At 70.6% G+C, this 23,616-nt stretch carries 18 protein-coding genes and 1 tRNA gene; 11 read left to right on the top strand and 8 right to left on the bottom strand.

Annotated elements, in window-relative coordinates:
- Window positions 1-44: 44 nt before the first annotated feature.
- The 7 genes from JOF37_RS04975 to JOF37_RS04945 all read right to left on the bottom strand — a co-directional run bounded on the left by JOF37_RS04975 (window position 45) and on the right by JOF37_RS04945 (window position 8,470).
- Entirely contained in the window at window positions 45-551 is a 507-nt protein-coding gene (locus JOF37_RS04975; RefSeq protein WP_210005669.1) for a hypothetical protein, read from the bottom strand.
- On the bottom strand, window positions 548-2,335 hold the full coding sequence (locus JOF37_RS04970) for a hypothetical protein (RefSeq protein ID WP_210005667.1): 1,788 nt from the start codon (window positions 2,333-2,335) through the stop codon (window positions 548-550). The genes JOF37_RS04975 and JOF37_RS04970 overlap by 4 nt, the downstream gene beginning before the upstream one ends.
- Window positions 2,332-2,610 carry a hypothetical protein gene (locus JOF37_RS04965; RefSeq protein ID WP_210005666.1) on the bottom strand — a complete coding sequence of 93 codons (279 nt, stop codon included), beginning with the start codon at window positions 2,608-2,610 and terminating at the stop codon, window positions 2,332-2,334. Before JOF37_RS04965 ends, JOF37_RS04970 begins: the two co-directional genes overlap by 4 nt.
- Before the next feature lie 23 nt (window positions 2,611-2,633).
- On the bottom strand, window positions 2,634-2,921 hold the full coding sequence (locus JOF37_RS04960) for a WXG100 family type VII secretion target (RefSeq protein ID WP_256977375.1): 288 nt from the start codon (window positions 2,919-2,921) through the stop codon (window positions 2,634-2,636).
- 116 nt (window positions 2,922-3,037) lie between these two features.
- Complete coding sequence (locus JOF37_RS04955; protein WP_210005664.1) at window positions 3,038-7,417, bottom strand: type VII secretion EssC family protein; 4,380 nt, start codon at window positions 7,415-7,417, stop codon at window positions 3,038-3,040.
- A gap of 124 nt (window positions 7,418-7,541) precedes the next feature.
- A tRNA-Arg gene (locus JOF37_RS04950) sits at window positions 7,542-7,617 on the bottom strand.
- A 49-nt stretch (window positions 7,618-7,666) separates the two neighbouring features.
- Complete coding sequence (locus JOF37_RS04945) at window positions 7,667-8,470, bottom strand: SGNH/GDSL hydrolase family protein (RefSeq protein WP_307803441.1); 804 nt, start codon at window positions 8,468-8,470, stop codon at window positions 7,667-7,669.
- 78 nt (window positions 8,471-8,548) lie between these two features.
- On the opposite strand from JOF37_RS04945, the gene JOF37_RS04940 reads away from it, so the two are divergent.
- Genes JOF37_RS04940 through JOF37_RS04925 form a run of 4 tightly spaced genes read left to right on the top strand, consistent with a single transcriptional unit; the run spans window position 8,549 to window position 12,527 of the window.
- Window positions 8,549-9,376 carry a transglutaminase-like domain-containing protein gene (locus JOF37_RS04940; RefSeq protein ID WP_271174827.1) on the top strand — a complete coding sequence of 276 codons (828 nt, stop codon included), beginning with the start codon at window positions 8,549-8,551 and terminating at the stop codon, window positions 9,374-9,376.
- A gap of 47 nt (window positions 9,377-9,423) precedes the next feature.
- Window positions 9,424-11,091 carry an arginine--tRNA ligase gene (locus JOF37_RS04935; RefSeq protein ID WP_210005657.1) on the top strand — a complete coding sequence of 556 codons (1,668 nt, stop codon included), beginning with the start codon at window positions 9,424-9,426 and terminating at the stop codon, window positions 11,089-11,091.
- A gap of 4 nt (window positions 11,092-11,095) precedes the next feature.
- Window positions 11,096-11,914 carry an LmeA family phospholipid-binding protein gene (locus JOF37_RS04930; protein WP_210005654.1) on the top strand — a complete coding sequence of 273 codons (819 nt, stop codon included), beginning with the start codon at window positions 11,096-11,098 and terminating at the stop codon, window positions 11,912-11,914.
- A 22-nt stretch (window positions 11,915-11,936) separates the two neighbouring features.
- Window positions 11,937-12,527: a YdeI/OmpD-associated family protein gene (locus tag JOF37_RS04925; RefSeq protein ID WP_210007675.1), complete on the top strand. Its 591-nt coding sequence runs from the start codon at window positions 11,937-11,939 to the stop codon at window positions 12,525-12,527.
- 33 nt (window positions 12,528-12,560) lie between these two features.
- Here the strand turns inward: JOF37_RS04925 and JOF37_RS04920 are convergent, their stop codons facing one another.
- Complete coding sequence (locus JOF37_RS04920; RefSeq protein ID WP_210005653.1) at window positions 12,561-13,352, bottom strand: SDR family NAD(P)-dependent oxidoreductase; 792 nt, start codon at window positions 13,350-13,352, stop codon at window positions 12,561-12,563.
- 102 nt (window positions 13,353-13,454) lie between these two features.
- Between JOF37_RS04920 and JOF37_RS04915 the strand changes: the two genes are divergently transcribed.
- The 7 genes from JOF37_RS04915 (at window position 13,455) to prfA (ending at window position 23,587) form a co-directional block, all read left to right on the top strand.
- Window positions 13,455-15,371, top strand: coding sequence for an AfsR/SARP family transcriptional regulator (locus tag JOF37_RS04915; protein ID WP_271174829.1), 1,917 nt, complete (start codon window positions 13,455-13,457; stop codon window positions 15,369-15,371).
- A gap of 154 nt (window positions 15,372-15,525) precedes the next feature.
- Window positions 15,526-16,935: a diaminopimelate decarboxylase gene (lysA, locus tag JOF37_RS04910; protein ID WP_210005650.1), complete on the top strand. Its 1,410-nt coding sequence runs from the start codon at window positions 15,526-15,528 to the stop codon at window positions 16,933-16,935.
- Complete coding sequence (locus JOF37_RS04905) at window positions 16,932-18,251, top strand: homoserine dehydrogenase (RefSeq protein WP_210005640.1); 1,320 nt, start codon at window positions 16,932-16,934, stop codon at window positions 18,249-18,251. Before lysA ends, JOF37_RS04905 begins: the two co-directional genes overlap by 4 nt.
- Window position 18,252: 1 nt before the next feature.
- Window positions 18,253-19,338 carry a threonine synthase gene (gene thrC, locus JOF37_RS04900; protein ID WP_210005638.1) on the top strand — a complete coding sequence of 362 codons (1,086 nt, stop codon included), beginning with the start codon at window positions 18,253-18,255 and terminating at the stop codon, window positions 19,336-19,338.
- Window positions 19,335-20,273, top strand: a complete 939-nt coding sequence (gene thrB, locus JOF37_RS04895; RefSeq protein WP_210005637.1) for a homoserine kinase — start codon at window positions 19,335-19,337, stop codon at window positions 20,271-20,273. Before thrC ends, thrB begins: the two co-directional genes overlap by 4 nt.
- Window positions 20,274-20,381: 108 nt before the next feature.
- On the top strand, window positions 20,382-22,508 hold the full coding sequence (gene rho, locus JOF37_RS04890; protein WP_245338100.1) for a transcription termination factor Rho: 2,127 nt from the start codon (window positions 20,382-20,384) through the stop codon (window positions 22,506-22,508).
- Between the two features lie 2 nt (window positions 22,509-22,510).
- Window positions 22,511-23,587, top strand: coding sequence for a peptide chain release factor 1 (gene prfA, locus JOF37_RS04885; protein WP_210005636.1), 1,077 nt, complete (start codon window positions 22,511-22,513; stop codon window positions 23,585-23,587).
- Window positions 23,588-23,616 lie beyond the last annotated feature (29 nt).

Raw genomic sequence — 23,616 nt, 5'->3', positions numbered from 1 at the left:
ACGGGCCCTCGACGTGGTCACGGCGCCAGCTTTCGCGTACGACGTCAGTATTCGTCGACTCCGGACATGCCTTCCGGCAATGTGAAGCAGGGCGAGAACGAGAGAATCTCGACGACATTGTCGTCGACTCCAGGGCTGAGGAGGTAGCCTGCGCCGTACCTACCGGTGATGTGTACTCCCGGATCGCCAAGCGAAGTGACATCTCGCTTGACCTCGAACCCTTCGCGACCGGAATACTCTTCGACGATTCGATCTACCGTGGCCTCGATATCGAAGTCGGGTGTCACGACCACTTCGGTGTGGCCCGTCCATTGCACGATACGCTCTTCGCCGCACCCAAAAAATCCGCCCACCTGCAACTGGTCGACGGACACAACACGGTCGGGATCGAGGCGGCTGACGAGCTCCCGCTCCATCGACATCGCTGTCTGCTTAGCCTCATCTACGGTGAGATCCGATGTGGAGTTCTCCACTGTTGCTCCTTGTCCACATGACACCAGCATCGCCCCAAGGGTCAGCACGCTCAATGAGTAGAAGATGATGCGCCTCATCGCTTCCTTTCTGCCTCGGTCGCGAGATACATGTCGCGTAGCGCCTTTTGGTTCCCCTCTTGCTGCGCTATCAGGTCGTGGTTGCCGAGGGGATCTGTGGTTGCGGGGATGGACGGAGGTGGGTTCGGCGAGAGAGCCTGGTCGGGGCCGGGTAGGTACAAGTCGAAGTCGCCGTCTCGTTCGTAGATGGTGCTCTGGAAAGCTGGGTGGGTGCTTGGTATGTTCCCGCCCCACACGAGGGAAGTGGACTGTGCCATGGACAGCGCGTCGACGTATGACCAGTGAAAGTATGCCGTTTCTCGGTCTTCTTCCCAGCCTGCGGGCATGCCAGCGCCTGCTAGCGAGTGGACTTGGTCGTAGTGGGCGCCGGCGACTTCCGACGCGGTGATCCCGGCGAGGCCCCATGAGTGGCCACGTGCTATCGACTCGGCGTTAGCTACGTGCGAGCTCGATGCTGCGATCTCATCCTGGAATCGCGCGAGGAGTTCGCCGGTTTCGAGTGCCCGCTCCTCGTCGTTCGCTTCGCCGATCCGGGAAAGATTCACAGAGCCGGCATTGGGGTCTTCACCCGGAAAGATCCCCTCCTTCCACACGAAAGTGACCATGTTGGAGTCTTTGCGCTCCATCCAGCGACCGACCTGGGTCACCCCGGTTTCGGTGTCGAAGAAGCTGAACTTGCTGGTGAAGGTCCCGGGCACGTAGGTAGTGACGCTCGTCGTGTTCGGGCCGAGCGTACCGATCATCTCGATGATGCTGAAATTGTCAGGGTCGTAAAGGTATAGCTGCACCTTGCCCTGCAGCACGCGGTCGAGGTATGTCGCCTCCTTGCGGAGCGCTGTGTATTCCTCGGCCGAGAGCAGGTATTTCGGTATTGCGTAAGGGGCGCGTGGCTCCGCTGCGATAGCTTCGAGGCGGGCTAGCTCAGCGCCGATCGCCTCGCGGCGGTGGTGTGCGTTCACGAGGTTCGCGGCGACTCTGCTCCCGGGGGTGATCCCGCCGAGGGATCCGATAAGTGCGGGGGCTCCGAGCACGAACGCCGTTTGTTGGTCGGTGGTGAGGGTTCCCCACCATGCGGCCACGTCGGCTGGTTGCGATTCGGACTGCAGTTGGCGGGCCAAGCCTGGCTGGAGTGCGAAGAGGATGGCGAGCTCGATCTCGCTGAGTTCCGCGAGCTGTTCCAGGGATGGGGTGCGGCCGCTCGCCGCGGCGGATCCGGGGAGACCGACGGAGTTGGCGAGGATGCCGGAGAGACCGCCCCGAGCCTCGGGGCTGGTGAGCGCCATGATTGCGGTGTTGTCGGCAGCTGCGCGGCGGTCAGCGAGGTTCCGTAGACGGGCATTGAGGCCCGCCATGTCGGCTTCGAGGTTGTTGATTCGGGAAGCGAGTCGGGCCTTCTCGTCGACGATGGTGCCGTCGACGAACATCGCTACCGCGTCGTGCTGACGTTGCGTGCGGGCGAGGTTGTGGGCGGCTTGTTGGTACGACGACGCAACAACGGCGTATTCAGCCTTGATGGCTTCGACTTCCGCGGCGTATCGCCGCAGGATGCCGGCGTGGATTGCGGCGTGGTCGCGCAGAACGTGGAGTTCGGCAGAGAACTGAGCGGTCTTGCCGGTCAGCGCGGATGCCGCCTCGCCCTGCCACTCGCCGGTCGGGGCGGCGCTCGTCGTGTTGCCGGCGGCGCTCTGGGCGAGTCTGCTCATGGTGTCTCGACGGCCGGCTTCTGCGCGGATCTCTGCCGGAACCCCGGCGCCGGGGTCATCGAGCGTCCACTGAATGCTCATGAGGCAGCCTGCGCGGCGGCGGCGTCTGCCGCGATGAGGTCGGTGACTGCTTGCCTCACTCCCTGGGATTGGAGTGCGAGTACTTCGGCGACCGCGTTCACCCGCGCGCGGTGAAGGGCGGTGGTCTGTTCGAGGGCGCTTTGAACGCTCCCCGATCCGAGCGCGCCCGGCGCGTTGAGGAACGCGGCGCCGAGCGTCACCATGCTCGAGGCGAGGGTGAGCTGTACGGCGCTGTGTTCGATGGCACCGTAATCGGCGACGAGTTGTTCAGCCACGATGTCGACCGAGGCCGGGCTGGTCAGCGGCCGATGCGGGAGGCGATCTGGGTGTCGACGTCCTGCAGGGTCTGTGCGGTGGTGCGGAGGAAAGCGGCAAGGTCGTTCAGACCGCCGATGGTGTTCGTCGCTCCGGCGTTGAACCGGTTGTACGCCTCTTGATATGCGCCGGAAGACCGGTCGGTGACGAAGCCCTGGGCGACGAGCGCGTTGATCTGCGACTGCAGGCGCTGCAGGGTGGTGTTGATCTCGTCGCGACCGGCGATGAGCTGGTCGGCACGCGAGGTCATTTCGCCATATGTGACATTCATGTTCGCCATAGTGAGATCCCCTTCTACCTAGGCTTTTCGACGCTACATTGCTCGCGCGAAACTCCGCGTCCCCTTTTCGGGGGACAGAACGGTCGATGCTTCGGTGCCTTCTGGTGTCACCGAGGCGGAAGTGCGACGTGAACGCGGCGGACTCTCCCGGAAGTAACGAGGAACCCCCGGCCGACGGGGAACTCGGCGCGCGTCGATCGTGGGAATGGCACTCGGAAGATGCCCGCGCCGTCGGTTTCCTCGGGCTGGAGCACGATGCCGCCTCGGGCGGTCTTCAGCTCGGTGAAGATCTGCCAGGCCGACCCAGCTGTGACGGTATCTGTTTCGACGACGACGCGGATGCCGGGCGCGCGACGTGCCGTTTTCAGCAGACGAGCGATCGTGCCTTCCGCGGCGGTCGCCTCGAACTCGGAGCTGCTTTCGATGACGATCAGCGCGTCGCGCAGGGCCCCGGATTGCAGATCCGTTGCCAGCCGGCTCGCGAGGTCGTCGACGTCGTCGATATCCATCCCCGATGCGGTCCACGCGGCCGCGTGTGCGAGTTCGCCGGGGCGCGCGCTGAGGAGGTAGGTGGCCTGTGTCGGGCTCGCCGCGGTGACGGCATGGATGATGGTCCGCATCGCTGTAGTGCGACCCGACTGGAACGGACCCGAGACGACGAACAGGCCGTCTGTGATCCCGACCGGCTCGAGGGTGTCATCCGCGACTCCGAGAGTGGGACTCCCGTCCACCGTTGCCGGAAGGCTCGACCACGGGATTGTCTCATCGAGCCGACGGACGGGCGTGGCTGTCGCGGTAATCTCTTCGGCCAGGTCGGTCAGCGCCTGCGTGTGCGCGGCGAGGTCTGCCGTTCCTCCGGGGGTGGCGATCTGGACCTCCCGCCCGCGCGCGTATCCGCGGCCCGCGGGGGCGTCCGCGAGCGCATCGCGCGGCACCCCCATCAGGTCGTACTCGACATCGGAGGCCAGACGGAGAACGATGCGCTCCTGCAGCGAGGTGAGGATCGACTGCGGGATGGCCGCCTGACGGTCGGCGGTGAGGACGAAATGGATGCCGACCTGCCGTCCGTTCGTGAGGAGGCCGGTGAAGCCGTCGAACAGCCGTCCGGCATCGCGGAACTCGTACTCCGACCGGAAGGCGGCCATTCCGTCGACGAGCACGATTATTCGGGGGAGCGGTCTCGCCACGGTGCTGTTGTATGCCGAGAGGGTGGCCGCATTCGCCGCGGCGAACAGGCGGGACCGCTCGTTGACCCAGTCCTGGAGCTGGGCCAACAGGCGGGTGACGCGTTCGGCATCGGAGAGTGCGATCACCGCCCCCACATTGGGCAGGACTGACAGGCTCGACAGCGCGCCGCCGACCGATTCGATCGCGTAGACCCAGGCCGGGGTGCGTCCCACGCTCGCGGCGATGGTGAGGGTGCGCAGCAACGTCGTCTTGCCGACGCCGCCGGTGCCGAACACCACGAGGTTGCCGACGGCGTCCAGATCGACGACGAACGGCGTCTGGGTCTGATGCTCGGGCTCGTCCTGCATCCCGATGGCGAGCCCGTCGCCCGAAGCGCGGAGGTCGGCGAGGTCGACGGCGTCGGGAAGCGCGTCCAGCCAGGGGCGGCGCGGAGTCGCGATCCGCAGCTGTGTGGATGCGGCGCCGATCGATGTTGCGAGCCGCTCGATGTCGCGTTCCCCCGATGTCGGTGCGGCGGCTGTCGCCGGTCGTGGCCACGCGGCGGCGGGGGCGAAGGGCAGATCACGGATCTCGACCTCCGCGGCATCCCGATGGTCGGCGCGTCCCCCGACGTACGCGGTCTGGAAATCGATGACCCGTCCGGCGCCGAGCTTGGCCGCGGCCCGTCCGGGGGTGGCGGGGTCGAAGTGCGCGGCGCGATCGATGCCGAGCACGTCCTGCGAGTCGGCCTCGTCCGCCACGCGCAGGGCGACACGGAGATTCGTGTTGGCGCGGAGCGACTCCTTGATGACGCCGGCGGGACGCTGGGTCGCCATCACGAGGTGAAGACCGAGCGAGCGTCCTCGCTGTGCGATGTCGATCACGCCGTCGACGAATTCCGGCACCTCCGTGACCAGTGCGGCGAATTCGTCGATGACGATCACGAGGGAGGGAGGTGCGTCGTGGTCGCCGCGCTCCTCTAGCGTGACGAGGTCTTTCGCGCCCTTGGCCGCGAGGATCTCCTCGCGGCGCTTCAGCTCGGAGCGCAGGCTGGTCAAGGCGCGTTTGACCAGGTGGGGCGTCAAGTCGGTGACCAGCCCGACCGTGTGCGGAAGGGTGACGCAGTCGCCGAAGGCCGACCCTCCCTTGTAATCGACGAGGAGGAAGGTCAGGCGGTCCGGCGCGTGCTCGACGGCCATCCCCAGGATCCACGTCTGCAGAAACTCGGACTTTCCCGAGCCGGTCGTGCCACCCACGAGGGCATGGGGGCCATCGCGGCGCAGGTCGATACGGAGCGGCGTGGTTGCACCCTGGCCGACGAGAGCTCCCAACCCACCGGCTTCCCGGGGAACGCCAGGAATCCAGCGAGCCATGAGCGAATCGTTCTTGTCCCACCGACCCGCGACGGCCTGGGGATCGCCCGCGATGTCGTCGTCGAAAAGCTCCACGAGCGACACGGCGGAAGGGAGATCGGATTCGTCCAGCACCGGCGCGCCGTCATCCTCGAGCGGTGCCAGAGCCCGAGCGACCCGTTCCGCCTGTGGCGGGTCGACCAGCTCGATATGCGTGAGGGCGACCTCGGCGCCGTGACGCACGAACGACACCGTGGCCTGCGCAGAGCGCGTGGCGATGTAGGTGCGGCACACCACCGGCAGATGGCTCACATCGCCGGCCAGCCACACCGTGTACACGCCGACATCCGGTCCGTCGTGCGCGACCTGCACGAGCCGACCCCGGTCGACCGCCGGGTCGCCGGCGATGAAGACCACCACCGCGGGTGTCAGCGGTTCGCGCTCCACCGGCTCCCACAACCCCGGTGCGCCGGGGGTCTCCGTCGAGATGTGCGAGCGCACCTGCGAGGTTCCGCCCCGGGCCAGCGTGCGCTGCTGGATCAGCTCCTCGAGGTCTGAGAGCAACCGCGTGCTGGCGGGAAGGTCGGCGGCGAGCGGGGTGGGCAGTGGATTGTGCGGGCCATCGGTATGGGGGAGCCACTTCACCCACGACCATTCCGCGGCGGCCTCTCCAGCCGCGAACGCGCACACCGCGACATCTGCGGGGGAGTGCAGGCCGGCGATCTGCAGCAGCAACGCGCGTGCGGCATCACCGGCGAACTGGTCGGGTCCGGCGACGCCGATGGCCCCCGCATCCCGGAATCGCTCGGCCACCGGCACGTCCTCGAGATTCGCGAAGCGGTCGACTACCCGCTTGAGCTCGTTCCACTCGTCGGTTGCCCCGAGATCGCGCGACGGCATCGTGACTGAGGCCCGTGACGGCAGGGTTCCGCGCCCGAATCGTACGGAGAGGAAGGCGCCGTGCTCCGGAACGCGCGTCCAGATGAGCGGCGACCGGGTCGAGATCGCCTCGGCGATGTCGCTCACCGACGGCGACTCGGCCAATCGTGCGGCGTGCTCGGCTGCCGCCTGCTCGCTCAGGTCGGTTTCGAGAGACTCCAGGCCGGTGCGGAATCGGGCGCTCTGTTCCTTCTTCTGCTTGCGGCGGCGGAACACCTGGTCCACCCACATGCCGAGCATCAGGATCGGTGACAAAGCGATGAACAGCAGCATCAGCGGATTCTGCGTGATGGCGAACAAGGCGGCGCCCGCGATGATCGGCGCGGCGATGCCGATCCACGGCAACGGGGGACGCTCGCCGACCGAGGGCAGCGTGGGAGCTTCGAACTCGGGTGGTCGCCACGGCTCCACGACGCGGGGGGATCGGGAGAACTCTCGTGTCCGTTCGGCGCTGCTCGCCGTGGCCACCGGATCGACGCGGAACCTCGTCGACCCGATGCGCACCTGAGACCGGTGCAGCAGGACGGCGCGGTCGACGCGTTCGCCGTCGACCTCCACACCGTTGGCGGAGTTCAGATCCGAAACGACCACGGACCTCCCCGACACGGTCACGCTCGCGTGCCGTCGCGACACGAGCGGATCGTGCAGTCGCACGTGAGCGGCTCGATCACGTCCGACGAAGCTCACGCCCGAGCCGAGACGAACCGTCAGGCCTTCGTCGGGCCCCTCGGTCACGGCGAGGACGGCCCGTGCGTCGGCTTCGGACGGCGGGGCGGTGAGCGGCTCGACGAGCGCGACGCTCGTTCCGGAACGCAGCCCCGAGTCGTGCAGCGACAACAGCGGGTTCAACGTCTGCGCATCCGGGGCGCCGGGTGCGTGCGCCCAGAGCGTCAGCGGCTGGGTTCGTCGCTGGGTGTCCGTCTGGCCCGCGAGGGCGGCGGCGACATCTCCGACCGTCGCCGTGGCATCGCACGTGACGACGACGTCACGGTCCCCCTGCTGGTCACGGACAATCAGTTTCAGTCGCACGGTACCCCTCCGCCTTCACCCCGAGCGTAACGACCGCTCCCCAGGCGCGACACACGGTGAACCGCGTTGAGGCGGCCGGGTACGCAGAAAGGGCAGTCGGTTACCCGACTGCCCTTCGACCTACTGGTGCCCCCGACAGGAATCGAACCTGCGACCTTTGGTACCGGAAACCAACGCTCTATCCCCTGAGCTACGGAGGCGTGCCGATCGAGACTATCACCGCGGGGTGCGGGGACTCGACCATCCCGGTCAGGGGACGAGGGGCTGCGGGGCGGGTTCGGCGGCGACGGCCGGTGCCTCGGTGATCGCGGCGAGATCCGCCGCGAGGCGGTCGGCGAGGTAGGCGTGTCCTGCGGTCGAGGGGTGGTCGCGGCCCGTGGCGCTCGTGTCGATGACGTCGCGGTAGTTGGCGTCGGTGATCCATTGCTCCACGATGGGGGAGAGGTACCACCAGCCGCGCGCGGCGGCGAGGTCGGCGAGGTCGCGGTCGATGCGGGCCGTCTCGGACTCGATCGGGAGCACCTGCGGCGCCGGGCCAAGGATGACGATGCGGGCCTCAGGGTAGGTCGCCGCGAGGTCGTCCCACGCGGCGTTCACGGCATCCCGATAGCCGGCGGCGCCTTGCTTGCGGTCGTTGATGGAGCCCTGCACGATCACGAGGTCGGGGTCGAGCGCCGGGTCGAGCGCGGCGATGCGGTCGCCGAACGACGGGCCGTCGATGCCGGGCTTGAGGTAGCCGCTGCCGCGGACGCCGTTGACGATGGTGGTCCAACCGGTGCGTTCAGCCAGGACGTACGCGTAGCCCTCGGTCGGATGGGTCGCCGCGGAACCGTAGGTCCACGAGTCGCCGAAGACGAGGACGCGCGCACCCGCGGGCAGGCTCAGCGGTGCGGCATCCGTGGCGACGACCGCCGATCCGGCGGCAGCGGCGGGGGCGGCGGGAGCCGGCGCGGGGCGCCACACGGCGGCGAGAGCGACCGCGACGGCGGCGACCGCGACAGCCGTGACGGCCCACGTCAGACGGCGGTGGGGGAGTGCGATTCGGGTGTGCACACGCTGAGGGTACGTCATGCGCGAGCGGTGCAGCTCGGGGGCGGTCGAACCGTGTCATCCGCGTGCGAGGATTGCTCGGTGCAGCGCATCCTGACGGCGGAGCTCGACCTCCAGATGACCGGTCCCGTCGACGTCATCCTTCAGGTCGCGGCCGCTCGCGCGGTGCCCTTCGCCGAGGAACGCCTGACGGTCACGCTCGGTGATCGTGAGCTCGCCGTCGCCGAGATCGTCGATCCCGCCGGATCGGCCGGCGGCAGCCGCATCCACCGTCTCGTGGGTGAGGCGGGCACGGTGTCGGTGCGCTACCGCGCCGTGGTCGACGGGACGGCCGACCCGGCGCCGGCCAGCGAGCTCGAGACAATCGCCTACCTGCGGCCCAGCCGGTACGCGCAGTCGGATGAGGTGTTCGCGCAGGCTCGGCGGCAGTTCCGCGGGCTGCACGGGCGGGAACTGATCACGGCGGTCAGCGACTTCGTGGCGACGAGTACCACCTACGCACCCGGGCTGAGCCTGGGCACCGACTCGGCGGTCACGACGCTCGCCAGCGGACAGGGCGTATGTCGCGACTACGCGCACCTCGTGATCGCGCTGCTGCGAGCGATGGACGTTCCCGCGCGGTATGTCGCCTGCTACGCGCCCGGCCTGCGACCGATGGACTTCCACGCGGTGGCCGAGGCCTATCTCGACGGCTCCTGGTACGTCATCGACGCGACGCGGCTGTCGAACCGGCGCGGTCTCGTGCGGATCGCGACGGGCCGAGACGCCGCCGACTGCGCCTTCCTCAGCTACTACGGCGGCAACATCGCGCTGACCCATCTGCGGGTCGATGCCGCGATCGCGGACGGTGACGCCTCGGTCGCGGATCCCGTGGCCGACGATCACGTCGCGTTCATCTCGATCGCCTGACCCGCACGGACGGCGATCACCGGCGGCCCGCCTAGAATCGGAGGGCTATGAATCCCGATGCCCTCGCCGAAGCGCTCCTGTCCGTCGTCGCCCCGCTCGCCGAGGCGCGACGCCCCGGATCGAGCGAGGGACTGACCGCCGCCGACTTCGTGTTCGAGCGGCCCAAGAACCGCGACCACGGCGACTGGGCCTCGAACGCGGCGATGAAGCTGGCCAAGCGCGTCGGAGCCAACCCGCGCGAGTTCGCCGCCGAGATCGCCGCGGCGCTCGCCGAGACCCCCGGTGTGGCCTCGGTCGAGGTCGCCGGTCCCGGATTCATCAACATCCGACTGGATGCCGCCGCCGCCGGCGCCCTCGCGCGCCAGATCGTCGAGGCGGGCGAGGCGTTCGGTCGCAACGACAGCCAGGCCGGCAACAGCATCAACCTCGAGTTCGTCAGCGCCAACCCCACGGGCCCCATGCACATCGGACACACCCGGTGGGCCGCGCTCGGCGACGCCATCGCGCGACTGCTGCTGGCCAGCGGCGCCGAGCTGGTGCGCGAGTTCTACATCAACGACGCCGGCGCGCAGATGCAGCGGTTCGGGCGCTCGGTCCTCGCCAGCGCGAAGGGCGAGCCCACGCCCGAGGACGGCTACCCGGGGGCGTACATCGACGACCTCGCCCAGCGGGTGCTGGCGGCCCGCCCCGACCTGCTCACCCTGTCGCAGGACGAGCAGGAGCAGGTCGCCCTCGACCTCGGCTACGAACTGCAGATGGCCGATCTGAAGCAGTCTCTCGAGAAGTTCAACGTGCACTTCGACGTGTACTTCAGCGAGCGCCTGCTGCACGCGACCCCCGCGGACGGCGGGCCGAGCCTCGTCGACCAGGCCGTCGACCGGCTGCGCGCTCAGGGGCATGTCTTCGATCAAGGCGACGCCGTGTGGGTGCGCACGACCGACTTCGGCGACGACAAGGACCGCGTCATCCGCCGCTCCAACGGCGAGTACACCTACTTCGCCGCCGACGCCGCGTACTACCTCAACAAGGGCGACCGCGGTTTCGCGCACAAGATCTACCTGCTCGGCGCCGACCACCACGGCTACGTCCACCGCCTCAAGGCGCTCGCAGGCGCAGCCGGTGACGACCCCGAGAAGGACATCGAGGTGCTCATCGGGCAGCTCGTGTCGGTCAACGGTGCGCGTCTGTCGAAGCGGGCCGGCAACATCATCGAGCTCGACGACCTGCGCGACTGGCTGGGCACCGATGCGCTGCGCTATTCGCTCGCGCGCTACCCCGCCGACTCGCCGCTGACGCTCGACCCCGAGATCCTGCAGAAGCGCACGAACGACAACCCCGTCTTCTACGTGCAGTACGCCCACGCCCGCACGCACAACGTCGCGCGCAACGCCGCTGACTCGGGTGTCACCCGCGACGCGTTCGCGCCGGAGCTGCTCGACCACGAGACCGAGTCGGCGCTGCTCGGTGCGCTGCAGGAGTTCCCGCGCGTGGTCGCCTTCGCCGCCGAGCTGCGCGAGCCGCACCGCGTCGCGCGCTACCTCGAGGAGCTCGCGAGCCTCTACCACCGGTGGTACGACAACTGCCGGGTGACGCCCCTCGGTGACGAGGAGGTCACCGACCTGCACCGCACCCGCCTGTGGCTCAACGACGCCACGGGGCAGGTGCTGCGCAACGGGCTCGACCTGCTCGGCGTCAGCGCTCCCGAGCGGATGTGACCCGGTGAGCGGCGAGACGCAGCCCACGCTGCCGTTGCCCGAGGCAGCGGCATCCGCGCCGCGCCGCCGCCGTCGTCGCGCCCTGCCCTGGATCATCGCCGCGGTCGTGGTGGTCGGACTCGCGATCGCCGCGTGGTTCGTCGCCGAGCACATCACGCGCGAGATCGTCACGAGCACGGTGCGTCAGCAGGTCATCACGCAGCTCGCCCTGCCCGAGGACCAGCAGGTGGATGTCGGTGTCGACGAGCCGGTGCTGCCGCAGGTGCTCGGCGGGACGCTCGACCGGCTCGACGTCTCGAGTGACGACGTGCCGCTCGGCGATGTCGTCGCCGATGTGTCGGTGCGGGCGCGCGAGGTCCCCATCCGTATGGACGGGGGCGACATCGGCGCGGCTGAGGCGACGGTGGTGTTCTCGGAGGATCAGCTGCAGACGCTGCTCGCCCAGGTCGAGGGTGTACCCGACACCGGGATCGTGCTGGCGCCGCCCGACGTGCAGGTGGAGGTCGAGCTGCCCCTCTTCGCGCTGACGGTGCCGCTCGGCCTCGACCTGCGACCGAGCGTGACCGACGGTGACATTGTGCTCTCGCCCGAGGCCGTGCGCCTGGGCGGCGCCGAGCTGACGGGCGATGCGCTGCGCGAGCGGTTCGGCTCGGCTGCTGACGCGGTGCTGCAGTCGTATCCGATCTGCGTGCGCGACCGCTTGCCCGCGGGACTGACGGTGCGTGAGGTGCGCGTCGAGCCGGGCGCCCTGGTGGCGGAGGTCGACGTCGACGGCGCGATCATCCGCGATCCCGCCCTGCAGGCCAACGGGACCTGTGACTGACCGCGCCGAGTCGGGGGATGAGATGACCGAGGATGCCGCGACGCCGGCCGAGCCGCTGATCGTCGCCGACGCCGCCGCGTGGCGCGCCTGGCTCGACGCTCACGAAGACACCTCGGACGGCGTGCAGCTCGTGCTCGCCAAGAAGGGCGTCACCGAGCCGACGTCGCTGACCTACGCGGAAGCGCTCGACGAGGCGCTGTGCAGCGGATGGATCGACGGCCGGCGCAACACCCGCGACGACGCGACGTTCCTGCAGCTGTACACGCCGCGGCGCGCGCGGTCGATCTGGTCGCAGCGCAACGTCGAGATCGTCGCGCGCCTCATCGCCGACGGGCGGATGCGGCCGCGCGGCCACGCCGAGATCGAGCGGGCCCGGGCGGACGGCCGCTGGGAGCGCGCCTACGCCGGACAAGCCGCCGCGGCCGTACCCGACGACCTCGCCGCCGCGCTCGCCGCATCGCCGGCAGCGGCGGCGGCGTTCGCCGGGCTGCGGGCCGCCGAGAGGTATTCCGTGCTGCATCCGATCCTCTCGGCGGCACCGGGCGCGACCCGGTCGGCGCGCGTCCGCCGCGCGGTGGAGCGGCTGGCGGCCGCGCCGACCGACGAGGGCTGACCACGCGGTCGAGCCCGACCCCGGCCTCGACCGTCAGTACACGGTGGGCAGGACGCCGCCGTCGACGCGCATCGCGGCGCCGTTCGTGGCCGAGGCTCGGGGACTGGCCAGGTAGGTGACCGCCGCGGCGATCTCGTCGGGCTCGATGAACCGCTCGAGCAGCGTCGTCGTGCGCGTTCCGATGATCGCGCGCTTCATGTCGTCGACCGGCAGTCCGCTCTGCGCCGCGACGGCCGTGACCGCGGCCGCGACGCCGTCCGAGAAGGTCGGCCCGCCGAGGACGGTGTTGACGGTGACGGCTGTGCCGCGGGTGAGCTTGGCCAGGCCGTTGGCGATCGCGGCGACGGCCGCCTTCGAAGCGCCGTAGTGGATCATGTCGCCGGGGACGTCGACGCCCGACTCGCTGCTGACGAAGACGACGCGGCCCCATCCCCGATCGATCATGCCCGGCAGCATCCGGCGGCTCAATCGCACGCCGCTGAGGACGTTGACGTCGATGTAGTGCCGCCACGCCGCATCGTCGATGTCGGCGAACGCGCGCTGCTCGAACAGTCCCACGTTGTTCACGAGGATGTCGACGTCGGGCAGCCGGTCGCACAGGGCTGTCGATTCGGCGTCCGAGGCGAAGTCCGCCGCGACACCGTCGACATCGGCGCGGGGGAACTCCGCGCGCAGGCCGGCCACCGCGTCCGCGACGCGGCGCTCGTCCCGCCCGTTGATGATGACGTCGGCACCTTCTCGCAGGAGCGAGCGGGCGATCGCCAGGCCGATGCCGGCCGTCGAGCCGCTGACGAAGGCGGAACGTCCGCCGAGATCCAGGTCCATGTCTTCCTCTCACCGGGCACCGCCGCGGCGCCCGTGGTCGGGGACCATCGTGGGCGGCGCCGATCAGCGGCCGATCAGCGCGTCGCTCCGTACAATCGCCGGGTGACCGGAGTCAGCCTCGACGTGCTCGGGCCGATGCGCCTCCGCGTCGGCGATCAGCCGGTGACCCTGTCGAAGCCGCGCCATCGCGAGATCATCGGCATCCTCCTGACCGCGCGCGGGCGGCCGGTGCCCACGACGGTGCTGGTGGAGGAGCTGTGGGACGATCCGCCCGTCGGGGCCGTCGGGGCGGTGCGCACGTTCGTCGGTGAACTGCGCCGCCTGCTCGAGCCGCAGCGCCCGGCGCGGGCACCGGCGACGGTGCTCGTGAGCGTGGAGCTCGGGTACGCGTTGCGACTGCCGCCGTCACGAGTCGACGCCTGGCGTGCCGAGGACGCGCTCGCCGCGCTCCCCGGTCCGGCCGCGGGGTGGAGCGTGCCGGCAGACCCCGCCGCGGCGGCGACGATCGCGCGCGCTCGGGACGAGTGGCGCGGTGAGCCGTACGCGGAGTTCGCCGAGCGCCCCTGGGCCCAGCGCGAACGCGCCCGTCTGGCCGAGGTGCGTTCCCGCCTCGTCGAGGCGCACGCCGAGCAACTCCTCGCGGCGGGGCGAGCGGCGGATGCGGCCGTCGCGCTGGCTCCTCAGGTCGAGGCGGACCCCTGGCGGGAGAGCGGCTGGAGGCTCTACGCGCTCGCCCTCTATCGCGACGCTCGTCAGCCCGAGGCGCTCGCCGTGCTCGCCCGTGCTCGCGGAATGCTGCGCGAGCGGTTCGGCATCAATCCGGTGTCGCGGTTGGCGGCGCTCGAGCAGGCGATCCTCCGTCACGACCCCGCGCTGCGGATGCCCGACGACGGTGGGGAGCTGCTGCTGCGCACCGCCGCGGCACAGTCGGACGCCGGGCCGCGCTCGCAGGTGGAAGGTGTCGCCGCCCTGCTCGGCCCGCTGGCGACGTCGGGGTCGGTCGCGGCGGCCGGGCAACGGCGCGCCGAGGCCATCGCGGCGACGGCGCGTCTCGGCGACGCACCGCTGCTGGCACGCGTCATCGGCGGCTTCGAGGTGCCGGCCAGCTGGACCCGCTCGGACGACGCGGGCCGGGCCGCTGAGGTCGTCCGCGCGGCAGAGCGATCGCTCGCGGATCCGGCGGCCGATGTGTCTCGCCGCAGCCGTGCGCGCCTGCTCGCGACGATCGCGATCGAGTCGCGGGGCACGGCGGTGCGCATGGCCGAAGCCCGCGAGGCCGAGGCGATCGCCCGAGACCTCGGCGACGCGCAACTGCTCTGCTTCGGGTTGAACGCGCGGTGGATGCAGTCCTTCGCCCGCGCCGGCCTGGCCGCCGAGCGTCGCGACATCGGCGCCGAGATGACGGCGGCTGCCGAACGCGCCGACCTTCCCTCGTTCGAGATCGCCGGACGGATGATCCGGATGCAGGCGCTGTGCGCCCTCGACGATCTCGCGGCCGCGGACATCGACGCGCAGCGGATCGACGCCCTCGCCGCCCGCGAGGGTCGACCCCTCGCCCGGGTTTTCACGGGGTGGTTCCGGTGGACCTTCCGGCAGGGGCCGCCGCCGCCGGCGACCGACGAGATGCCCGGGTTCACCCGGGGCCTGCTCGCGATGGCCGCCCTCGCGGCTGCCGTGCGGGACGGCTCGCGGTCGCTGCCCGACGGCGATGTCGGACCGTACGAGCCCTGGGCGCGACCCCTGCTCGCAGCCCGGACTTCGTCGGCGTCGGCGGCGCGGGCGCTGCTCGACGAGACGCCCGACCCGCCGCGTGACCTCATGCACGAGGCGGCGTGGATGCTGGTGGCGCGGGCCGCGCTCGACGTCGGGCATCACCCGGGCATGCTCCGCGCGCTCGCGGCGCTGCGCCCGGCCGAACCCGAGCGAGCGGCGGGAAGCGGCGCTGTCGACGCGGGACCGATCGCCCCTGTCGTCGCCGAGCTCGCGTCGGCACTGGGCGGGTCGGTTTACGGCGTCTGATCGCCGCTGCGGGGCCGGCGCGCGGCGGCAGGTTCATCCGGGCGCGACGCCCGACGTCATGCGGGCGGAGCGCGTGCGGGCAGTGTCCTAGACTGGCGGCACCGTCGCGGCCCCGTCTGCCGGGCGGTCAACGCTCCTCCCGATTGGTGTTCCCGTGTCCGCGTCCGACGTCCGCCCCGCCGTGCCGGAATGGCTCCACGCTCCCGCTGACGCGAACGAGCTGGTCGCCGCGATCTGGCCGCCCGCCGCGGCTCGCACCGCAGACGGCGTGCTCACCGTCGGCGGCGTGCTGGCCACCGACCTCGCCGAGCAGTTCGGCACGCCCCTGTACGTGCTCGACCAGGATGCCGTCGTGGCGCAGGCCCGCCGTGTGCGAGAGGCCTTCGACGCTGCGACGGCGCGGCACGGCACGACCGCGCGCGTTTACTACGCCGGCAAGGCGTTCCTCAGCACCGAGGTGGTCCGCTGGGTGACCGGTGAGGGGCTGGCGGTCGACGTCGCGACCGGCGGCGAGCTCGCCGTCGCCCTCGCCGGCGGCGCCGATCCTGCTCGCATCGGCCTGCACGGCAACAATAAGTCGCGTCTCGAGCTGGCTCGCGCGGTCGAGCTGGGTGTCGGCTCGGTCATCGTCGACAGCCTCGTCGAGATCGACCGGCTCGCCGAGATCGCCGCGGCCCGCGGCGCGGTGCAGCCCGTCCTGGTGCGGGTCAACAGCGGCGTGCACGCCGAGACGCACGACTTCCTCGCGACGGCGCACGAGGACCAGAAGTTCGGCTTCGCCCTCACCGACGCCGAGCGCGTCGTCGCACGGATCCGCGAGCTGCCGTCGCTGCGCTTCCTCGGGATGCACTGCCACATCGGATCGCAGATCTTCGGCACCGCCGGGTTCGCCGAGTCGGCCTCGCGACTGGTCGAGGTGCACGCGCGCCTGCTCGCCGGGGGAGAGGTGCCCCTGATGAACCTCGGCGGCGGGTTCGGCATCGCGTACACCAGCGTCGACGACCCGACCGACATCGAAGAGCTCGCCGACGGCATCGTCGACGCCGTCGCCCGTGAGTGCGGCGCACGCGGCATCCCGCTGCCCGCCCTCGCCTTCGAGCCGGGGCGCTCCATCGTCGGGCGCGCCGGCGTCACGATCTACGAGGTCGGCACCACCAAGCCGGTCCGGGTCAGTGACGAGCTCGAGCGCCTCTACGTCAGCGTCGACGGCGGGATGAGCGACAACGCCCGTCCCGCCCTCTACGGCGCCTCGTACTCGGCGCGAGTCGCCAGCCGCACGAGCGAAGCCGCGCCGACGCTGGCCCGCGTGGTCGGCCGGCACTGCGAGTCCGGCGACATCGTCGTCGACGCCGAATACCTCCCCGGCGACGTGACCCCCGGAGACCTCCTCGCCGTGCCGGCGACCGGCGCCTACTGCTTCTCGCTCGCGAGCAACTACAACTACGTTCCGCGTCCGCCCGTGGTCGCCGTCTCGAACGGCGAAGCGCGCGTCATCGTGCGCGGCGAGACGATCGACGATCTGCTCACCCGCGACGCGGGCATCCCCACCGAAGGAGCCGAATGACGGACTACCGCCGCCTGCGCGTGGCCCTGCTCGGAGCCGGCGCCGTCGGCTCGCAGGTCGCCGCGCTGTTGCTCAAGCACGGAGACGAGCTGGCCGATCGTGCCGGAGCCGCCCTCGACCTCGTCGGCATCTCGGTGCGCGACCTCGACGCGCCCCGCGACGTCGACCTGCCGCGGGAACTGTTGACGACCGATCCCGAGCCGCTGCTCGTCGGATCCGACATCGTCATCGAGCTGATGGGCGGCATCGAGCCCGCGCGCACCAGCATCCTGCAGGCCATCGGAGCGGGCGCCGACATCGTGACCGCGAACAAGGCGCTGCTGGCCACGCACGGCCCCGAGCTCTTCGAAGCGGCCGACCAGGTCGGTGCCTCGATCTACTACGAGGCTGCCGCAGCCGGCGCCATCCCGATCATCCGCCCGCTGCGCGACTCGCTCGCCGGTGACCGCGTGCAGCGCATCATGGGCATCGTCAACGGAACGACGAACTACATCCTCGACCGGATGGACCGCGACGGCTCCGACTTCGCCGAGGTGCTCGCCGATGCGCAGGCGCTCGGCTACGCCGAGGCCGATCCGACGGCGGATGTCGAGGGGTACGACGCGGCGCAGAAGGCGGCCATCCTCGCCTCGCTGGCGTTCCACACCGCCGTCCCGCTCAACGCGGTGCACCGCGAGGGCATCACCCAGATCGACGCCGACATGATGGATGCCGCCCGCAAGGCGGGGTACGTCATCAAGCTGCTGGCGGTGTGCGAGCGCCTGTCCGACGCCGAGGTCTCGCCGTCGGGCGAGACCATCTCGGTGCGCGTCTACCCGGCGCTCGTTCCGCGCGAGCACCCGCTCGCCAGCGTGCACGGCGCCAACAACGCCGTCTTCGTCCAGGCCGAGGCCGCGGGCGACCTGATGTTCTACGGCGCCGGCGCCGGCGGCGTGCAGACCGCATCCGCCGTGCTCGGCGACGTCGTCTCGGCGGCGCGTCGCCACATCGCCGGCGGCGTCGGGGTGGGGGAGTCCACTCGGGCGAACCTCCCCGTCGTGCCGATCGGGCACGTCACGACGCGGTACCAGATCACCCTCGAGGTCGAAGACCGCCCCGGCGTTCTCGCCGCGGTCGCCGGCCTCCTCAGCGACGGCCGCGTCTCGATCGCGACCCTCGAACAGACCATCGTCACCGGGGACGACGTGCACACCGCGCGCCTGGTGATCGGAACGCACACGGCACGCGAGCAAGACCTCAGCGACACCGTCGGCGCGCTCAGCGCGAGCGGCGTCGTCACCCGGGTCGTCTCGGTGCTGCGGGTAGAAGGAGACTGACATGGCACATGTTTGGCAGGGAGTCCTGCGCGAGTTCGCCGACCGGCTCGACGTCACGGACGCATCGACCGTCGTGACCCTGGGTGAGGGCGGCACGCCGCTCGTGCCCGCACGGGAGCTGTCGCGACTGACCGGCGCCGACGTGTGGGTGAAGTTCGAGGGCATGAACCCCACCGGTTCGTTCAAGGACCGCGGGATGACGGTTGCGCTCTCGCGCGCCGTCGAGCACGGCGCGAAGGCCGTCATCTGCGCGTCGACCGGCAACACCTCGGCATCCGCCGCGGCCTACGCCGCCCACGCCGGCATCACCGCCGCGGTGCTGGTGCCCGAGGGCAAGATCGCGATGGGCAAGCTGAGCCAGGCCGTCGCGCACGGCGGCACGCTCATCCAGATCCGCGGCAACTTCGACGACTGCCTCGAGATCGCCCGCGAGCTGGCGGACCACTACCCGGTGCACCTCGTGAACTCGGTCAACCCCGACCGCATCGACGGCCAGAAGACCGCGGCCTACGAGGTCGTCTCGCAGCTGGGTGACGCCCCGGACTTCCACTTCATCCCCGTCGGCAACGCCGGCAACTACACGGCGTACTCCCGCGGCTACCGCGAGGAGGCCGCCCGCGGCGTCGCGACGCGGGTGCCGCGCATGTTCGGCTTCCAGGCCGCCGGCTCGGCGCCGCTCGTCCGCGGCGAGGTCGTGAAGAACCCCGACACCATCGCCACCGCGATCCGCATCGGCAACCCGGCGTCGTGGGACCTCGCGCTCGAGGCTCGCGATGCCACCGAGGGCTGGTTCGGCGCCATCGACGATGACCGCATTCTGGCGGCGCAGAAGCTCCTGGCCAGCACCGCCGGTGTTTTCGTCGAGCCGGCGTCGGCGATCTCGGTCGCGGGACTGCTCGATCGCGCCGAGGCGGGCGTCATCCCCGCCGGTGCGCGCGTCGTCCTCACCGTCACCGGTCACGGCCTCAAGGACCCGCAGTGGGCGCTGCGCAACCCCGACGGCACCGACGCCGAGCCCATCGTCGTCGACGCGACGACGAGCGAGGTCGCCTCGGTGCTCGACCTGGCGCCGCAGGCGTCGGCGTGACCCGATCGGTCGCGGTCCGGGTTCCCGCCACGAGCGCGAACCTCGGACCCGGGTTCGACACGCTGGGCCTCGCGCTCAGCGTCTACGACGAGCTCGTCGTGACGGAGCTGCCCGGCCCCGGCCTCGAGATCTCGGTCTCGGGCGAGGGGGCCGAGGACGTCCCCACCGACGCGTCGCACCTCGTGGTGCGCGCGATGGCCTACGCGTACGAGGCGTTCGGCCGCACGATGCCGGGCGTCCGCCTCGAGGCCGTCAACGCGATCCCGCACGGCCGGGGGATGGGCTCGTCGGGTGCGGCGGTCGTGGCGGGACTCCTCGCCGCGAAGGGCCTGCTGGCCGGCGACGTCGAGATCGGCGAGGACGCGCTGCTGCGGCTGGCCACCGAGCTCGAGGGGCATCCCGACAACGTCGCGCCCGCGCTCTTCGGCGGCCTGACGATCGCGTGGGTCGACGAGCGCGGCGGCCCGCAGCACAAGAAGCTGCTGGTGCACCGCGGCGTCGCGCCGCTGGTGTTCGTGCCGCAGTTCACGATGTCGACCTCGGTGGCGCGCGGGCTCGACCCGTTGCAGGTGCCGCGGGAGGACGCCGTCTTCAACCTGTCGCGGTCGGCCCTGCTCGTCGCGGCGCTGACGCAGAGCCCCGACCTGCTGCTCGCGGCGACGGAGGACAAGCTGCATCAGTCCTACCGTGCGCCGGCGATGATCGAGACCGACAAGCTCGTGCGGGCACTGCGCGCCGAGGGCTTCGCCGCGGTCATCTCGGGTGCAGGACCCAGCGTCCTCGTGCTCGCCGACGGCCCGGGTCGCCGTCTCGAGGCGGCGAGAATCGCCGCCTCTACCACAGACACCCCGTGGGACGCGCGGATGCTGGCCGTGGATGTGCGTGGTGGTATGGTGAGGGACCATACGGAGGGTTCCACAGCCACTGTGATCTGAGCCTCCGTCGCAATTCTGCGAATCACCGCGAACACCCCTGATCCACGCCCCGCGCCGCAGGCCGGAAGAGCGTGTCAGGTGGAGGGCGCCCGCCGTGGACGGCGTCGGATGCGGTTCTGTCATATCCACCGTGTAAGAGGAGAACTCGTGGAGTCCAACTCCGAGAACCTGACCATCGACGAGAGCGTCGAGAGCGTCACCGACATCAACACCGACCCGCAGACGGCCGTCGACGACGCGACCGTCGAGGAGACGCCGGTCGCCGAGCCCGAGGTCGAGGCTGCGCCCGCCGCCGAGACGCCCGCGGATGCCGCGCCCGCCGACGCTGCGCCGGCCGAATCCGCGCCCGTCGCCGACGAGAAGCCCGTCAAGGCGCCGCGCAAGCGCGCTCCGCGCCGCGCCAAGAGCACCGATGTTCCCGCCCCGGCCGCCGAGGACGCTCCGGCCGTCGCCGAGACCGCGACCACGGAAGCGCCCGCCGAGACGGCCGAGGCGCCGGTCGAGACCGCCGCCGCGGCCGAAGACCAGCCCGCGAGCGAGGACGCTCCGGCCGCTGCCGCGTCCGCCGACGCCGCCGAGGTCCCCGTCGACGAGGCGCCGAAGAAGCCCGCCCGCGGACGTGGCCGCGGCCGCGGCGCGAAGAAGGACGCCGCCGCGACCGAAGAGGTGTCGACCGACGCCCCGCAGGGCGCGCCGGCAGCCGCCGAGAAGGATGCCGCTGACGCCGCGGACACGCAGCCGGCGGCATCCGACGACAGCGCCGAGGGCACCGACGCCGACGACGCCGCCAAGTCCGAGTCGGGCGAGGCCGAGGGCGAGTCGTCCGGTCGCAGCCGTAGCCGCAGCCGCAGCCGCAACCGGAACCGCAACAAGGAGAACGGCGCGAACGGCAACGGTCAGGGTAACGACCAGAACGCCAACGCGAACCGCAACGCTCCCGCCGCAGCGGGTCCGTCCGAGGACGACGATAGTGCGGCGGGTCAGAACGGCCGGGGGCGCCAGCGCAACAAGCGCCGCGGCCAGGCCGGGGGCGGCGACGAGTTCGAGACGGAGATCGGCGAGGACGACATCCTCATCCCGATCGCCGGCGTGCTCGACGTCCTCGACAACTACGCCTTCGTCCGCACCACGGGCTACCTGCCCGGCACGCAGGACGTGTACGTCTCGCTGGGCCAGGTCAAGAAGTACAACCTCCGCAAGGGCGACGCCGTCGTCGGCGCGATCAAGCAGCCCCGCGAGGGCGAGCAGTCGAGCCGCCAGAAGTACAACGCGCTCGTCAAGGTCGACTCGATCAACGGCCTGTCGGTCGAAGACGCCGCGACGCGCGTCGAGTTCGGCAAGCTCACCCCGCTCTACCCGCAGGAGCGCCTGCGCCTCGAGACCGGTCCCGAGAAGCTGACGCAGCGCATCATCGACCTCGTCGCTCCCATCGGCAAGGGTCAGCGCGGCCTCATCGTCGCCCCGCCCAAGGCGGGCAAGACGATCGTGCTGCAGCAGATCGCGAACGCCATCGCGCAGAACAACCCCGAGGTCCACCTCATGGTCGTGCTCGTCGACGAGCGCCCCGAAGAGGTCACCGACATGCAGCGCACCGTCAAGGGCGAGGTCATCGCCTCGACGTTCGACCGTCCTGCCGAGGATCACACCACCGTCGCCGAGCTCGCGATCGAGCGCGCCAAGCGTCTGGTCGAGCTCGGTCGCGACGTCGTCGTGCTGCTCGACTCGATCACGCGCCTCGGCCGCGCCTACAACCTGTCGGCGCCGACCTCCGGCCGCGTGCTGACCGGCGGCGTGGACGCTTCGGCGCTCTACCCGCCCAAGCGCTTCTTCGGCGCGGCGCGCAACATCGAGAACGGCGGTTCGCTGACGATCCTCGCGACCGCGCTCGTCGAGACCGGGTCGAAGATGGACGAGGTGATCTTCGAGGAGTTCAAGGGCACCGGCAACAGCGAGCTGCGCCTCTCGCGCCAGCTGGCCGACAAGCGCATCTTCCCGGCCGTCGACGTCAACGCGTCCTCGACGCGTCGCGAAGAGATGCTGCTCTCGGCCGACGAGGTCAAGATCACGTGGAAGCTGCGTCGCGCCCTGGCGGGCCTCGACCAGCAGCACGCGCTCGGCGTCATTCTCGACAAGCTCAAGGAGACGCAGTCCAACGTCGAGTTCCTCGTGCAGATGCAGAAGTCGATCCCGGCGCCCGGCGGACACAGCAACGGGCACGAGAACAGCATCCGCTGATCGTGTTCGAGTCCGTCCGGGGGCTGCTCGACGAGCACCGCGCGGTGCAGGAGGAGCTCTCCGATCCCGCGGTGCACGCCGACGCGGCGCGCGCCAAGCGGGTCAACCGCCGGTACGCCGAGCTGTCGCGGATCGTCGCGGCCCACGACGCGTGGGTCGCGGCGTCCGACGACCTTGAGGCGGCGCGCGAGCTCGCCCGCGACGACGAGGCCTTCGCCGCGGAGGTACCCGCGCTCGAAGAGCAGCTGCACGACGCTCAGGAGCGGTTGCGGCGGCTCCTCATCCCGCGCGACCCGGACGACGCTCGCGACGTGATCATGGAGATCAAGCAGGGCGAGGGCGGAGCGGAGTCCGCTCTCTTCGCCGCCGACCTGCTGCGCATGTACCTCCAGTACGCCGCATCCCAGGGCTGGAAGACCGAGCTCCTCGAACGCAACGAGTCCGACCTCGGCGGCTACAAGGACGTCCAGGTCGCGATCAAGGGGTCGTCCTCCGACCCCTCGCAGGGCGTCTGGGCGCATCTGAAGTACGAGGGCGGCGTGCACCGGGTGCAGCGGGTGCCGGCCACCGAGTCGCAGGGACGCATCCACACCTCCACGACGGGCGTGCTGGTCTTCCCCGAGGTCGATGAGCCCGAGGAGATCCACATCGATCCCAACGACCTGAAGATCGACGTCTTCCGGTCGTCCGGCCCCGGTGGCCAGTCGGTCAACACGACCGACTCGGCGGTGCGCATCACGCACGTCCCGACCGGCATCGTCGTGTCGATGCAGAACGAGAAGAGCCAGCTGCAGAACCGCGAGGCGGGCATGCGGGTGCTGCGCGCGCGACTGCTCGCCAAGCAGCAGGAGGAGCGGGATGCCGCGGCATCCGATGCCCGTCGCTCGCAGATCCGGGGGATGGACCGCTCCGAGCGGATTCGCACCTACAACTTCCCCGAGAACCGCATCGCCGACCACCGCACCGGCTACAAGGCGTACAACCTCGACCAGGTCATGGATGGGGCGCTCGGTCCCATCATCGCGTCCGCCATCGCCGCGGACGAAGAAGCCCAGCTCGCCGCTCTCGGTCAGGACTGACGCCCACCGATCCACTCGCCTCGTTCAGC

This window comes from Microbacterium imperiale (genome assembly GCF_017876655.1).
GTDB lineage: Bacteria > Actinomycetota > Actinomycetes > Actinomycetales > Microbacteriaceae > Microbacterium > Microbacterium imperiale.
This window is presented reverse-complemented; position numbering and strand designations above follow the sequence as displayed.